The following is a 15350-nucleotide window of genomic DNA, read 5'->3' as shown; positions in this document are numbered from 1 at the left end:
CCGCAAATGTAACTAATTTTTTAATTCCACGTTTTTTTCTCATGCAATGAAACCCCTTTCTTTTTCCTTGTTTTTATTCTAACATATGTAGTTTATTCAGTCAATTATTTTTATTGCATTTTTGAACTTTTTTTTTTTTATTACTATAAAGAATTATTTATTCTTTTAACTTGCTATTTTGAACTAAAAATTTTATAATGAAATTAAGCAAATAGGAAGGTTTATTATCTTTAATGAATACACTCGCAGAGAAATTCAGATTAAAAAGAAAAGAGCTAGGACTCTCCCAACAAACTCTTGCAGAAGGAATTTGTGAACAAAGCCAGATTAGTAAAATTGAGAGAGGGCATTTCATTCCCTCCGCAGACCTTTTGTTCAAACTCTCACAACGACTTGAAGTACCATTAGATTATTTTTTTAATGAACAAATTGAAATTAAATCTAACCTCTCTAATTTCAAGCAATTATCTGCTCGACTATTAGATGACAGAAATTATGAAGATTTGGAATATATTTATAGAATAGAGATTGAACGAAGTACTTTTCTAACACTAGAAGACCGAACTTACCTTGAATGGATTAAAGCTATTATTGACTTCTATCAATATGACAGTAAGTGTGAGGCTATTTCTTCATTGGAAAATATATTATTAAAAGTCTCCTCAAATACTCTGATTTATTTAAAGGCATTGAATACTCTATCTAATTTCTATTCCTTAGTGGGTCGTGAACAAGAATATGAGGCAAACTACTCTCATTTAATGGAGTTATATCAGACAAAAAATTTTGAGCATCAAGAGTTTTTATTTGGCTACATCAGAGTTCGTTACAACTACTCTCACTACCTAGTGTCAAAGGAAAAATATAACGAAGCTATCCAAGAAGCTCTTGAGACGATTGAACTCTGTAAACAAAGACAGACAAGCTACCAACTGGCTCCCCTACTTATTCTTGTAGGAAATGCTGGAGCCAAATTTCTAGACAAAGAACAAGTCAAAAATTATTATATAGAAGCAAGAGAGTTATGTAAGATTTATAACAATCCTTTAATGTTGATGAAGATAGAAAATTATTTGAAGGAATTAGATACTGTATAGTTAATCTTGACATTATAGTTTTTCTGAAACGTTAAATAACCTGTAAGGCTGATAGTGATATTAATACTATCAGTCACATAAATAAAAAACCTTATCCGAATTTAGATTCAGATAAAGTCTTTTAACCGGATAACAAGTTTACATATTTTCTTTATTTTTGGACTTTATGAAATGCCAACTGAAGCCTAGAAACAACATTAGATTGATGAAAAGGTACACAGCCGTAAAACTAGTTAAACCATGTTGTCTGAAATCATCAAAGTATAAAGTAGGTTCAGTAAAGAACAGATAAATTCCATAGACCTCCACGAAAATAAGAAAACTGACAAAACCAATCAGGAAAAGTCCACTGGCAATAAGAAAGAGTCTCCATAAAAGAATAAGAATTCCTCCTACTGCTAAAAAAATTACTGGGACAAGGAGTAAATCAGTCATGACTTTCTCCTTTCTAATCAATCAACTGACGATAATGGGTGGCAAGAGAGGAATCAAACTCTTCTAATTTTTGAACCAAGTCCAAATAATCCTCTTTTTCATGTTCTTCAAACTCCACATCTCGTTGATTCTGAAGTGCGATTTCCAATTGGCTAGTGAGTTCTTGTATAGAAAAACTGTAATCCCCCGTCACTTCCTCATAATGTTCCTTTAACTCCTTGTAGGCTTGGTATTCTTCAGGCGTTTGAAATCCCTGTACCAAGGCCTCTTCTAACTGATAATAGGTATCTTCCATCATAATCGTTACCTCGTTTCTTTCTATCTTTATTCTACCGCGCTTTTCTTTTTTTGTCCGCTATTTATATATATTTTTTAATCTAATTCAAAAGAAAGTTGTTCTTGCTTTTCTTTTCCTTTTTCGTGGAATTGTCTTAAGGCTTGATCGATAATATCTAGATCTGTTTCTGTTTCAATCAATGGCGCGAGTACATCGTATTCGGCCTTTTTAGTTTGATAATCATCTTCCTTTGGAAAATTTTTCTCAATTTCTACCTTAGCAGTATTCCATTTATCCTTTAATTCATCCAATAAGTTCTGAGTTTTCACTTGGTCCTCCTTAATATGATCAATCGTATGCTGAAGTCTTTGAATTGTCCCCAAAGGAGAATACAAATCTAAACTGACAGAATACTGATTTTCTCCTACAATCTTAACAGAGAAGGTTTCAGGAAGAGGTTGATTTGTTGGAAGACTAAGCATTTTAATGTCAAATCCTCGATAGCTTGCTAGGGTACGAAATTCTTTGCTGTCAGCTTGATTATGACGAATAAGACGGTGTAGGGATTCCCCTGCTTCAGCTCGTTGATCAAAAGCTTGCTTACCTACCCTCATAGAAAATGCCTGGTCTTTCGATATTTCAGACTGTTGAATATCGCCTTCATACTTGCTTAATCGTTTCTCAAGAATGGGCATATTTTCTTCACAGTAAGAGATTGTATGACGATAGTGATCCTTGCTGCGTTGAAAGGCGCGTCTTTGATTTTCTAATAGAGTTAGATCATTCTCTAGTTCCATCTTATATTTGAGATAAGGATTACCTGTTGCTAGCGCCTTAAAATCAGAAGCCGTCATAGTCTGCTCATCAATGTCTTCTGCAGCACGAATCGGCTCCTTAGAAGTCATAATCTGCTTAATATAACGAAGTTTGTTCTCCTGAGTTGCCCATAGATAATTATCAAATGAACCTTTGGTAATGTAGTGGTAAATATCCACTTCCTTGTTTTCATTTCCCTGTCGGATAATACGTCCATTGCGTTGCTGAATGTCACTTGGTCTCCACGGTACATCCAGATGATGAACTGCTTTCATCTTGCTCTGAACATTTAAACCTGTTCCTCCTTTTTCAGTTGAGGCAAGTAAGATACGCACTTCTCCTGCATTGACCTTTCGAGACAAGCTATTCTTCTTTTCATCACTATTGGCATCATGTACAAAGGCAATTTCCTTACTAGGGATTCCTCTATCAACTAATAAAGCCTTAATCTCAGAATAAACATCAAAGCCATTGTCCTTTTTCTTAGGTGTGCCAATATCTGAAAAAATCATCTGAGTAGCCTTATTTTCCATTCCCTCACGATAAATTCTTTCAACATTATCCACTACCTGAAGCAGTTTATGATTGTCTGCTAGACTATAACTAGAGTCCAATAAACGCATATCAATTGCTAGTTTTCGTGCCTCACCCGTTATCTTTAACATGTTATCCTGGCTCGGATCAACCGTCCCACATTTGACCGCATCTGACCTCATAACCAATTCTTCTAGATAGAGTTTCTGGTTTTCGGTTAACTCACTCTCAATAGGGATAATATGAGCTTCTGGAACAGGTAAATCCAACATATCTTGTGTTTGAATGTCGGCTGTTTCTTTATAGATTTTCATCAACTCAGGAAGATTGACAAATTTTTTAAATCGTTTCTTAGGTTGGTACTTATCCCCTGTAGGAGCTAATTCCATAGAGTTTTGAATTTCTCCAAAAGCACCTACCCAAGAGTCAAAATAATCAACTTGATAGCGTTTTAAGATGTCTGGTTGAATGTAGTTCATCATAGTATACAACTCACTAATAGAATTGGAAACAGGTGTTCCTGTCGCAAAGACAATGTTTTTAAAATCATGTTCTTCCTGAATCTGTCGCACCTTCATTTCCATATCCACGTTCTTCTTAGAGGTTGTATTGGTAATCCCTGCTACATTTCCAAGTCCAGTAATTGGACGAATATTTTTAAAGTGATGTGCTTCATCCACAAAGAGAAAATCAATTCCTAAGTTCTCAAAATCAATAAAACTATCACGATTAAAGCGTTGGAGTTCTTCCAATTGTTTCTCTAGACCACTTATTGATTGCTCTGCTTCTTTAACAGTATACTTATTTTCAGAATGTGTTTTAATCTCTCGTAGTTCATTGAGTTTATCCTCTATATAGTTCATCTGTCTTTCCTTACTGACAGGGATTTTTTCAAATTGAGAATCCCCAATGACAATGGCATCGTAATCTCCTGTAATAATACGAGAAACAAATTGTTTTCTTCTTGCCTTCACAAAATCTTTCTTAGTGGTCACAAAGACTTTTTTAGTAGGGAAAAATTTCATGATTTCTTGGCCAAATTGAGCAGACAAACTAGAAGGCACCACATACAAGGGCTTATGAACCATCCCCAACTCCTTTAATTTAAACCCAGCACCAAGCATGGTCAAGGTCTTTCCTGAACCTACCTCATGAGCTAACAAGGCTCTTTTTTCTTCTACGATTCTTTGAATGGCATTCTCTTGGTGAGGACGAAGACTGATGTTTTGTGCCAAGCCATCAATGACTAGATGACTACCGTCATACTCTCGACTAACCGTCCGATTATAAAGACGATTATAGCTTTCTTCAATGACTTGTTGGACTTCTGGATACCGTGAGACAAAGTCTTGAAAGAGTTCTTGTAAATGCTGCTCTTTTGCTCTTAGAACAGAGGTTTTTTCCAAATCTGTGATGGTCTTTTTCTTTTCTCCTTCCGTAACAGTCATGGTAATCGTCGGTTGGTTCGAATTAAGTAAATTCTCAAAAATCTTTCTTCCTGTATCATAACGTGACCCACTAACTCCAAGACTACTGTCTTTGGCACTTGGATAGCGATAAGCAAATGATGTCTTTAAATGAACCTGGCCATCGACAGGATTCACTTCAATGACTTGTTCAACATCAGGCGAAGACAATTCAAATTCACGATTGGTAAAACATTCAAAGGCAAATTTACCATAAACGGATTGAGGAATCCAACGTGACCCTATTTTAAACTCAATATCTGCCAGATGAATCCGTGGAGGGCGAACAGACTCTAACAAATCTAAAGCATGGGACCAGTCACATTCTTGGTTGTTTTCCTCCACTAATAGTTGAACTACTTCTATCTTGTTGAGAATGTCTCCTGATAAAAACTGGTTCTTAGAAAGATATTTTCTTTCTCCTCTTAAATAGCTTTCTGGATCCATTAAAACCTGATCACCTAACTCATCTAAAATAGCAGCTTGGCTATGTTCGGGATAAATTGATACCATATAGTCTAAATCAACCCCTCTACCATCCGATAAACTAGAGTTTACGGCATCTAGAGCCGTTGAAACTCTTGCAATCACTCTCTCCGGCCTAACCAATGCTTTCTCAAAGGCTAAAGATTTTTTATATTTTACTTTCTGATCTTTAGAATCAATGTATTCATCTTCTAAACTTGCAAGCAAAGAATACTTATCGTCACTATCAAATAAGTTCCGATTGACTGAGGCATTCAAGTATCCAAATTGACTTACAAAGCGGTCATAGTCACGATTGAGTTTACTAAGTAATACCTGAAAATCTGTCCGACTATAATCTTGATGACGTTGAATTTCAATTAAGGATTGATAGGTCTCTCTCAAATCAACCATTCCCTTAATGCGACTAATATCCTTATCCGATAAGGGACTTTCATAAAAGACAGTTTTTTTGAACAGTCCCTTATATTTCCCCCTTTTACTCGCTTCTTCTGACTTGTAAACATCTAGTGCTTCCTCATCAGTCAAATGAAGTTGCACGAATCGGTCTATTTTATGTTCAGACAAAGAACTGTCCCAAGCTTTAAACTCTCCCTTCTCGTCTACATAATAACTAATTTCGTCTACTTTTGAACTTTTCCGAATGCCATGTGTATCTCGGTAATAAATTTGATTTCCCTCATATCCAAAAGAATAGAGCGCTAAGTTCTCACGAATACGACTTGGGATAGAATGATCCACTTTTTCTTGGATAAAAACAGGTTCTTTCAAAGAATTGTCAATTGGTTTAGGTGCCTCCACATTCTCTAATGCTTCCATGATGTCAGTAGTGAATGTTTCTGATTCCCCCTTAACATTGAGAGTTCCTCCATTAAAATTGCGTACCTCATATTCACCCAAAACTTGTGTATTGTATTTCCCATCAAAATAAGGATTGATCCAGACACGCTTATCCTCCTCAAAGGGAATAGAGCCACTAAAGACAAGCTCCTCCTCATGAAGATTCTTTGCTTGATCCTTTTGAAAGAAGAGGAGGTCTGTGGTCACTCGAGTACCTGCAATCTTTTTAAAAGCCGTATCCGGCAAACGAACTCCCCCTAAAAAATGAGTGCTCGATTTAATCTCTTGTAAGACATTATCCGTCCGCTTATCCATTGTGCCAATAGATGAGATAATCGAAACTTGTCCTCCGTCTCTTACTAAATCAAGTGAGTGTTTGACAAAGTAGTCATGAATCATATAAGGTCTATCATAATTTTTATCTGCAATGCGAAAATTTCCAAATGGTACATTCGTTAAGACTAAATCAAAACTATTATTTTGATAGGGAACTTCTTCAAATCCTCGCACTTCAATATGAGTATTGGGATGAAGTTGTTTTGCGATTGCGCCTGTCACACTGTCTAATTCAACTCCATAGAGTTCTGATTTCTCTCGTATACTTCTAGGCATAGCCGCAAAGAAGTTCCCAGTCCCCATAGAAGGATCTAGTATCCTTCCTCCCTCAAAACCATCATCCAGTAATTTTTGCCAAATCTGGCGAATAATCATTGGGTCTGTATAATAGGCTGTGAGGGAACTTTGTTTCATGGTGGAGTATTCTGACTTACTTACTAAGCTCCTAAGAGTTAAACGTTCTGCTTCATACTTTGGATTGAGTTCATCAAAAAATTCATTGGCAAGACCACCCCAGCCGACATACTTGGCTAGTAGTTCTTGTTCTTCTGGATTCGCTTGTCGTCCCTCTTTTTCTAATCTTTTAACAAGTTCAATTGCGGCGATATTCGTTTCAATTTTTTCTCGATTTGTCTTAGGATAAAAGTCCTCTAAATCATCTGGAAAAACAAAATCTTGAACAGGAATATCCAACTCTTCTATGCCTGAAATTAAAGGTTTTGTTTCCTTATCCTTTTCCTCTTCCAGATAGGAAAACAAATCTATTTCCTGACTTTCACTTGATGAATCGATCTCAAGCTCTGAATCTTCTTTTTCAAGTTCTACGAGAGATAAGGCTTGTTCAATCTCTTCCAAACTATTCAAGTATAAGATAGGATTTTCTTCAAATAACTGGTTGGAATCATTGAATAGCTCTAGGCGAACTAAGTCATTTAACTGGGCATTTTCAATCGAAACCAACTGAAATACTTGACCTTTATAACTTACTTGTGAACCGATTGAATATTTCCTCAAAGCTTCTTCTACAATTTTATCTACTTTAGATTGGGAATGAACTTCCACATTTTCTTCTACCTGGTCAATATTATCTAAAGGTAAGACCGCTTCCGCTACTTGCTTAGACTTTTCTCTTAAAGCCTTTACTTCATCAAAATGAGTAATAATCTTCAGCTTTTGTGTCAGTGGGAGTTGTTGGTAGTTTTCTTCATGATGGACAAGATCCGTAACAGTATCTAAAGTAGCCATCAATTCTGAACCCAAATAGGCTAGAACATCTCCCTCTTTTTCTTCAAAATGAATCTCAAGAACTTCTTTTTTAAGCTCTTTTGAGTCAACCATTAGAAGAAATTCCTCTATATCTCTACTAATGCGGTCAGATAGATTATTCGCAACCCGATAGACATTGACTAAATTGACATCCTGATTCTGATGAAATACAAGCTCACTTAATGGTTCTAACTTCTCTTTTTCAGATTGGATGTAAAATCGAGTGGAAAGGTTATAGGTTGCGACTTCTAGCACCAAGTTTTTCTCCCAACTACTTAATTGAGATAATTTACTTAGACCTTCTTGTCCAAAATTTCTTGTATAACTTTCTAAATCTTGGTCATTATTTTCAGAACTAGCCTCTAGGAAAGAAACAATATCTTGATCAAAAGAATATACGTGAGGAATCTCTTCTATCTTGCCCTCTTCAGCCAAAAAACTCTCTACCAAATCCTGCCATTTCTCATCAAAATGTTGCGCTTGATAACGAAGAAATAGGTCCATTTTCTCCCTATCTTTTGGAATTGTTCCACGAAACATAGCCAATAATTGTATTACTTCCATACTCGCTCCTTTCATCTATATGAAAATAGGAGAATCACATGATTCCCCTACAACTCTATCTCCATTTCAACCTCTTGAGGACTGGTTTCTAAATCACTAGACAAAAGAGAAACAGAATCTGTTCTCATGTAGTAAGTATATAAGTCTTCAAGGTCTTGTTCGTTTTCAATCCCTGTTTCAATACTAATAAGAGCCTGTATAAATTCCTTGTAGTGACTCTCCATCATATCTGAAATCTTTTGTTTCATTTCCATAAATACTGAAGACGGTTCAGTTATACTTGTTTGGTCTATGTCTTGTAAATCCTTTTCTAAGGGATTGGTTCCTTCTTCTACTTCCACTAAATCTGAACGTCCATCACCATCAGAATCTGCGCTAAGAGGATTGGTTCCTAGCGCCAATTCTTGAGCATCAGTCAGTCCATCTTGATCCGAATCACGTTGATAAATGGCTTCCATATACTTCCTTCTTTCCTAGTTAATCTTTTTACACTCCAATCCTACCAAATATTCCTTGAAAGAAGTATCACAACAAAAAAGAGAACGAGCCAAAACCTCGTTCTCCTTAAAATGATAAAACGTTACTATCAAAGTAAAAAAGATGACTTACAGAACCTGTAAGCCACCTAGTCAGTCGGTTTATTCTGGTGTCTGCCACCGCTTAGCCCTTACGTCCAAGATTGCTATCGGATTTCGTTCTGGTGTCCGCCACCGCTTGGCCCTTATGTCCAAGATTACTATCAGATTGACCATGAGCCGACCACTCATTTACACCATTATTCTAACGAATATGAGCTACAAATGCAAGAGAAAAACTTATTTTGGATTTATACACTATAGAAAACATACACTATCTTTAGATTGAACTTTTGTTCAAAATAAGCTATAATGAATTTAAGTAGAAACAGGAGGTAGAACAAATGGCTACAATCAGTTTAACACGTGATATAAAACTAACAAACGAAGATGCTCTAAAAATTCTTAATCATAAACCATCTAAAAAGCTACAAGCAGTCTTGAAATCTATTGAATCACAAAACGCTACCGCTCCAACGAAAAATAAACTCATTTCAAAGTATCTGTAAGATGACAATTCAAGTAACACCACTTAAACAATATCTTGAAAATATTCAAGTGCTGGCTCCTGATAAAACTGAGAAACAAGTTCAGGAGCTATTTAAAACTATCATTTTAGAAAATGTTAATTTCAACGGTAATGAAGAGATGTTGACTTATCTATCTGATAAAGCTCCCAATTTTGAAAAACAACATCGTTCTCGTAATTTTATCGTTGAAGAAACTGAAACAAATAACATCATAGGATTCTTTAGTTTATCTCTCAAAGTTGTTGATATTTCTGATTTAGAGAAATCCTTAAAAAAGAAACTCGTCCTAAAAGGGAAAAGTCCCAAAAATATTGATTATCTCCCTGTGTTACTTATCGGTCAATTCGGCAAAAACACAAAGCTAAATAAACTATCAGGACAAGAGTTATTTGAAATTGTAATTCAAAAAATTGAAGAATTTCGAGCAATTGTAGGAACTCAGATGGTATTTTTAGATAGTATCAATCATCCTAAAGTCATTCAATTTTATGAACAGTTTGGATTTGTTGCTTACAGTCAATTGATTAAAGACGATCATCAAGTAAGTTATCAGCCTATGGCATTAAATATGTCACTCTATAAAAAATAAGAATCATGTCACCTAAACTGATGACATGATTCTTTTATTTCACCGTATAAGCAAAACTGATGGCACTATCTGCTTGAGAGATTTTTCTAAAGGTATAGTTAGGATTACCCCCATAGTTTGTCTCAGACACAAGGAAAGAACCATCATCATATACTTTCTCGACAAAAGCCACATGACCATAGTCTGCTGGTGTCCCATGTGTACCTCCTACAAAAGAAACAATAGCACCTGCTTTTGGTGTGGAACCCGTTTCTCCACCAAGACTTGAAGCTGTCGCAACCCAGTCCTGACCATTTCCCATGGTATTAATGATTGAAATCTTTTCTCCATTTCTACCTTTTAGCTTTAATCCTAACTGGTTCATACGAGCCGCAACACCCCATGTACATTGTCCATAGGCATAAGCCATACCATCTCCACCACCAGGAACAGAATGATCATACAAGTCCCCACGAACCCCTTCAAGGGATTGTGGATCACTTTTTGCCTGTCCTCCGTTTGTTTGGCTAAAGCCTTTTTCAATTTGGTAATACCATTCCGTTGCTCTGGTTTGTCTTTCCAGTAGTTTGTCACCAGAATTTCCCTCCCAATAGGTAAGGAAGAGTTGGGCCAGATTGGCTGCACTACCCGTATTTTTAAAGAAATCCTTTAACCAACTTTGATAGTAAGGACTATCTCCATGAAGCATAAAGTCAAGTTGTAGGTCTAAATCATACCATTTCTTATTTTTAGCGTATGCATAATTCAATAAAGCTGTATGACGTGTTGAACCATCTGCAGTATCCGTCCATTGACCTAACCCCAAACCTCTATGAAGGATATTAGGATAAGCACCACTATAAATGGCTGCCCCTCCTATCTCTAACCAGCTTTCATCATCCCATGAGGAATCGGTAGCGCCAACTGGAGGAGATAAATAATCCCCTTCAGCTCGTTTAGGATTGATAGAAGACTCTACCGACCAATTTCCTAAAATAGCCGCAATGGCTTGGGGACTTGCCCCTTGAGATTTCAAAAACTCATAAATATGTTTTGCTCGTTCAAACTCATCTCCACCAAACTGACCAATGGCAGGTAAGATAGTTGTCTGAAGTTGAATGACTTTGGGAAAATAAAATTGCGGATTGACATACACCAATTTTTCTTTCTTGTTCTTATACTTTTGATAGGAAACTTTCAAACCTGTATCGTCTGATGTTTCACCAATAATATCACCCGTTAGAACTCTTGTACCCTCAATCGCACGGCCATTATGAATAGAATACAAGGTCAATCGACTCTCATTCTCTCCTTTTCCGTTAGTGAGAATTATATTGTCACCATCTAGTGATACGACCCCATCCATTGGTGCGACAATCGTTTGGTGAGCCTTCGCTTCTAGTAGAATGTACTCCTGAAGAGTAGGTTTTCCGTCTAAATCATAGTATCCATAACGATAAATCATGGTTAGACTATCTTCGTTGCTTTTCCCCTCAAATGGATTGTCCAATTCCTGCATGGAAGCATACACACCTTCTTCTTTTAGTTCCTTCATTTCCTCTTGATCGTCTTTCGATAGTTTATACTTAGGAGTTTCATAAAGGTCTTGCATGGATTTCAAATCATCCCCATCGTTTAAATCATGCCACAAAGTAGACAGATAATCCTTGTAAGTTTCGGAACTAAATAAGTGAACTGGTTTGTTTAACTCATAGTCATGGAATTTAAAGTTCATATACCCCATCACATCATCAACTTTTGTGTAATAGGTAATGCCTTTGTCATTTGTGCGAGTATGTTCTGCATCTTCCCAAGTTAGGTGGGTATAAGCTTTTGTTAATTCAAATTCATCTTGTTGAATCAAACTAGCTGATGAAAATCCTAAAAAGAAGCTCATTATAAGTAAAAGAAGAAAGACTATTCCTCCAACTATCCAGGTTACAGGATTTCCAGCCGCAAATGTAAAGAAGGAAAAGGCTGCTTTTAGTTTTTGATAGATATTTCGGACACTTGTAAGACCTTGTTTCTTTAATTTTCGAAACCGATTTTTAAAGGAACTTGGATTATCTTTCGCTAGTTTCCATCCTTTTCCATCCTTAAAATGATGGTATCGCTCTTTTGTGTTGGTCAGTCTTTTCTTGGTAAAACGACCTGTTGCTTGTCCTGTTTTGACACTAGCTTTTCCAAGGTTATAAGAAATCCGACTGTAGCGTTTCCCTTTTCTAATGGTCTCTTGTAGAGTGCGATAAGCTTCTAAATCTTCATTTTCTGAAGCTAACTCTCCACCTTCACGTCCAAGGACATAAAGAAAAGTTTTGGCTTTCCTACTGACTTTTTTGGACTTATAGGCTTGTTTAGTAGATTTTAGATTCTCTTTTGCGGCCTTGACTTCTTTCTTAGCTTTTAATTCTTCTAAACTCTTCCCTTGAAAGAAAAAATTAGATTTATGTTTCGATTCCTGACCGTAAAGAAATTTTTGTTTGGTTTTTCTTTCTTTACGACTCTCTTTTCTTTCTTCTTTTGCTTCTACCTTGGCTTCTCTAAATTGCTTCTTGGCTATTTTCAATCGTTTCCTAGCATGAGGCAACCGTCTGTCTCTTAATTCTTTCCGATTCAAAAGAGATGGAGGACTATTTTGAAGAATATGATTGTAGTCTTCATTTGCTTGTCTTACTCTCTCCTTTGAAGCTTCTCTCATCTCCTCTAGCTTTTCTTTTATCTCTTTTTTCCATGCTTTTTCATCCAGTCCAGCGGAATCTTTTTTCTGTTTCCTCACCTCCTTCTTTCCTTGTTTCAAGAATTTCTTCTCATCTTTTAGACTTCTTCTAAATGCCTTTCGGGCACGTATGATTTCTCTTTTATCCTTCATTTACCTTCCCCTTAATTAGAAGCCATTTTATCAGGATCTGTACTCATGATATCAAACAATTGAGTACCTTGAGGAATCTTATTTTTAAAGGGAACAACAACTGAACCAGCTTTTATCAGTCCTGCCCCTTTTTCTGGATTGACAAGGTATTTTTCAAGTTCTTTTGACAAGCCTAAGAGTTGAACCAGTTCTTCTCTATCATTTTTTGCTTGCTTGAGGAGAATCATAAATTCACTATTTGCAATAATCCGTCTACCATTTGGATCTAACAATAAGGTTTCGACGTTTTGAGTTATTCCAGTCGGACTGGCTCCATATTTTCTGACACGACTCCACAATTTAAAGAAGAAATCACTGGCATATTTATCTAATAAAAGAAGCTGCATTTCATCAAAATAAATCCAGGTCTTCTTCCCTAATTTTTGGTTCCGAACGACACGATTCCATATCTGATCAAAAACAACCATAAGGGCGATTTGTTTCAGCTCATCTCCTAACTTTTTAACATTATAGATTAAGAAGTTAGATCCTGTCTGAATATTGGTCTTATGAGAAAAAATATCAAGAGAACCTTCGACATACAGTTCCATATCAAGTGCCAAATTCTGCGCTTCTTCTTCTGGCTGTTGACTCAAGACAAAAACCCATTCTTCCAAAGAAGGCTCTTTAAATGACTGATAGGTGAGTCTGGTAACTCGGTCGATAATCGATTTTTCTCTCCCATCCATTTTCCTATCCAATAACTTGCCGATAAAGGATAAAAGAAATTCTGATTTTACCTTTACAGGATCTTCATCCATATTTTCCTCAGACAAGTCAAGGACATTGAGATAGGTTTGGGAATCTGGCGCAATATCAATCATTTCTCCACCAAAAGCCCGTCCAATGACACTGTACTCTGCTTCTGGATCCACAATGATAATTTCAGTATTTTCACCAGATTCCTTGATTTTGGTCGTGATAATTTCATGCTTGGTTGCCATCCCTTTCCCAGCTCCTGATGTTCCTAGAATCAGACCAGACGGTGTATTTAATAGGCTACGATCAATGGTAATAATATTGCTTGAGATTTGATTGATACCGTAATATTTCCCACTACGGTCTTGTAAGTCTACTGAAGTCCAAGGAGAGTTCACTGCTACATTAGATGTTAATAAACTCCGTGATACTCCCTCTAAAAAATCACAACCAAATGGCAGCAAACTATTAAAGGCTGCTTCTTGCATATAGGGAAGTTTATCAATTATTAGGTCATTTGAGCCGGCCACTTGTTGGATCGTGTCTAGGGCTTGTTTGAGTTCTTCTTCATCCTGACCAAAAACACCAATCAAAAAGACTGTTTGAAATAGTTTATCTCCTGTCTCTGTCATGGTTTTTAAGAGTTCCTCAGCTTCATCGATATTGCTTTCTAATACATGACCTACTTTTTCCAAATAGATACCTGTACGAGCTAGTTTTTGTTGTTCCCCAATCTTTTGTGATTCCATCAAGGTCTTCTTTGTTCGTAGTTTCTTCATGGCATCTGCCTTGGTTGAACTTTGTGCATGGAGGCTCACAATCAATTCCAAATCTCCTTGCATGAGGTCTCGGATAAACTGATCCCCTAATTCCATGCCGTAGTCTCTTACATAGACAATCTGTAATAAGCGGTCATTGATTTGTAGGTAATTCTTGTTTTTAAAATCCAAGAGATTAGGTGCTATGAAGTGACGAGTTGTCTGACCAGATCTGGTTAAATCACGGTAAGAAAAAGGAAGATGGTGTTCTCCTCTAAGCATATCGGCCAACAAGTTGACACGGTCTTCTCCAGCCAAGGATTCAAATCGAGCATCAATTTCTGAGAAACCACTCTTGAAATATTCTCCTATTTGGGACAAGGAACGATAGGCTTGTTTGGGATTAGAATCCTTTCTACCAAAGCTAATCAGTTTAACAGCCGAAAAGTTATTTTCGCCACTGTCTAAATTCTGATTCATCATCCGATTCAATTCTTTACGATAGGTATCATACCCATCTTCTTTTTCCTCATACAAAACACTTTGTCTGAATTTTTCTAAATTCAATCTTTTGTTAAAGATAGTCAATTGGAAGTTGGTTTGGTCGTCTAAGGAGTTAATCAAATCAGAATACTTCTCAATGATTGCCCCCTTATCTTCTAAACCAACGGTCTGGTAATTGACATCTCCAAGTAAATAGCTTTGTGAGAAATAATCTTCTTTTACCTGCATCAGACCATTTTGATACAGGGCTTGATAGGAAAGAGTATTAGCCGTAGAGGGTAACACTTCCTCTTTTTTCCCTTTAACTACTTCCTTTTTATTAGTCATTGAAGTTTTTTGTTTCTTTAATGTATTTGATTTTCTTTTCATGTTCAGGTCCTTTCTTTCCTGTAATTGTGCGTAGGGGAACCGTTAATTCAAAATGAAGACGGTATTTCAAATAATGTTCAAAATATAAATCATTGGGTTTATAGACTCCAAAAAGCATGAGGGGAATGGTAAAGGCAAACACAAAACCGTAAACAAACCAATCTCCAAATTGCCAGAAAAAGAGATTCAAGCCCAAAACAATAATTGTGACAATAAAGGCTGGTAAAACAAAAATGATTTGTCTTGTGGTGAAACCTAACCAAGCCCTGTGTTGGTATTTTGAGATGTCTTTAAAGACACGTGTATTCATGACTTTCCTTTC

10 protein-coding genes are annotated in these 15350 nt (G+C 36.4%); 3 read left to right on the top strand and 7 right to left on the bottom strand.

The features are described from left to right. Positions 1-233: 233 nt before the first annotated feature. On the top strand, positions 234-1097 hold the full coding sequence (locus SINDD18_RS05420) for a helix-turn-helix domain-containing protein (RefSeq protein WP_001093611.1): 864 nt from the start codon (positions 234-236) through the stop codon (positions 1095-1097). Between the two features lie 138 nt (positions 1098-1235). On the opposite strand, the gene SINDD18_RS05415 is transcribed toward SINDD18_RS05420, so the two are convergent. The 4 genes from SINDD18_RS05415 to SINDD18_RS05400 all read right to left on the bottom strand — a co-directional run bounded on the left by SINDD18_RS05415 (position 1236) and on the right by SINDD18_RS05400 (position 8575). Continuing rightward, the gene (locus SINDD18_RS05415) at positions 1236-1532 is read right to left on the bottom strand and encodes a DUF5966 family protein (protein WP_061863372.1); all 297 of its coding nucleotides are present in this window, start codon (positions 1530-1532) and stop codon (positions 1236-1238) included. Positions 1533-1545: 13 nt separating this feature from the next. After that, positions 1546-1830, bottom strand: a complete 285-nt coding sequence (locus tag SINDD18_RS05410; protein ID WP_061863371.1) for a DUF5962 family protein — start codon at positions 1828-1830, stop codon at positions 1546-1548. Positions 1831-1904: 74 nt separating this feature from the next. Beyond that, on the bottom strand, positions 1905-8117 hold the full coding sequence (locus SINDD18_RS05405; RefSeq protein WP_193750834.1) for a DEAD/DEAH box helicase family protein: 6213 nt from the start codon (positions 8115-8117) through the stop codon (positions 1905-1907). Between the two features lie 47 nt (positions 8118-8164). Beyond that, complete coding sequence (locus SINDD18_RS05400; RefSeq protein WP_022524945.1) at positions 8165-8575, bottom strand: thrombospondin type 3 repeat-containing protein; 411 nt, start codon at positions 8573-8575, stop codon at positions 8165-8167. 461 nt (positions 8576-9036) lie between these two features. Between SINDD18_RS05400 and SINDD18_RS10990 the strand changes: the two genes are divergently transcribed. After that, complete coding sequence (locus SINDD18_RS10990) at positions 9037-9201, top strand: hypothetical protein (protein WP_023396273.1); 165 nt, start codon at positions 9037-9039, stop codon at positions 9199-9201. Position 9202: 1 nt separating this feature from the next. Beyond that, positions 9203-9811 (top strand): hypothetical protein, encoded by a 609-nt coding sequence (locus tag SINDD18_RS05395; RefSeq protein ID WP_061863369.1) that lies wholly within the window; start codon positions 9203-9205, stop codon positions 9809-9811. Positions 9812-9845: 34 nt separating this feature from the next. Here the strand turns inward: SINDD18_RS05395 and SINDD18_RS05390 are convergent, their stop codons facing one another. The 3 genes from SINDD18_RS05390 to SINDD18_RS05380 are packed head-to-tail and all read right to left on the bottom strand — an operon-like array spanning position 9846 to position 15338. Continuing rightward, positions 9846-12659 carry a phage tail tip lysozyme gene (locus SINDD18_RS05390; protein ID WP_061863368.1) on the bottom strand — a complete coding sequence of 938 codons (2814 nt, stop codon included), beginning with the start codon at positions 12657-12659 and terminating at the stop codon, positions 9846-9848. Between the two features lie 11 nt (positions 12660-12670). Further along, the gene (locus tag SINDD18_RS05385) at positions 12671-15028 is read right to left on the bottom strand and encodes a VirB4-like conjugal transfer ATPase, CD1110 family (RefSeq protein WP_193750833.1); all 2358 of its coding nucleotides are present in this window, start codon (positions 15026-15028) and stop codon (positions 12671-12673) included. Next, positions 14979-15338: a PrgI family protein gene (locus tag SINDD18_RS05380; RefSeq protein WP_001097589.1), complete on the bottom strand. Its 360-nt coding sequence runs from the start codon at positions 15336-15338 to the stop codon at positions 14979-14981. Before SINDD18_RS05380 ends, SINDD18_RS05385 begins: the two co-directional genes overlap by 50 nt. Between the last annotated feature and the right edge of the window lie 12 nt (positions 15339-15350).

The organism is Streptococcus infantis, from assembly GCF_001579645.1.
Classification (GTDB): Bacteria; Bacillota; Bacilli; order Lactobacillales; family Streptococcaceae; genus Streptococcus; species Streptococcus infantis_E.
Note: the sequence above shows the minus strand (reverse complement) of the source record. Positions and strands in the feature narration are given on the sequence as shown.

Coding starts and splice junctions, on each gene's coding strand:
- SINDD18_RS05400 (WP_022524945.1), bottom strand. CDS start 8,575: ATGGAAGCCATTTATCAACGTGATTCGGATCAAGATGGACTGACTGAT.
- SINDD18_RS10990 (WP_023396273.1), top strand. CDS start 9,037: ATGGCTACAATCAGTTTAACACGTGATATAAAACTAACAAACGAAGAT.
- SINDD18_RS05420 (WP_001093611.1), top strand. CDS start 234: ATGAATACACTCGCAGAGAAATTCAGATTAAAAAGAAAAGAGCTAGGA.
- SINDD18_RS05380 (WP_001097589.1), bottom strand. CDS start 15,338: ATGAATACACGTGTCTTTAAAGACATCTCAAAATACCAACACAGGGCT.
- SINDD18_RS05385 (WP_193750833.1), bottom strand. CDS start 15,028: ATGAAAAGAAAATCAAATACATTAAAGAAACAAAAAACTTCAATGACT.
- SINDD18_RS05390 (WP_061863368.1), bottom strand. CDS start 12,659: ATGAAGGATAAAAGAGAAATCATACGTGCCCGAAAGGCATTTAGAAGA.
- SINDD18_RS05410 (WP_061863371.1), bottom strand. CDS start 1,830: ATGATGGAAGATACCTATTATCAGTTAGAAGAGGCCTTGGTACAGGGA.
- SINDD18_RS05415 (WP_061863372.1), bottom strand. CDS start 1,532: ATGACTGATTTACTCCTTGTCCCAGTAATTTTTTTAGCAGTAGGAGGA.
- SINDD18_RS05395 (WP_061863369.1), top strand. CDS start 9,203: ATGACAATTCAAGTAACACCACTTAAACAATATCTTGAAAATATTCAA.
- SINDD18_RS05405 (WP_193750834.1), bottom strand. CDS start 8,117: ATGGAAGTAATACAATTATTGGCTATGTTTCGTGGAACAATTCCAAAA.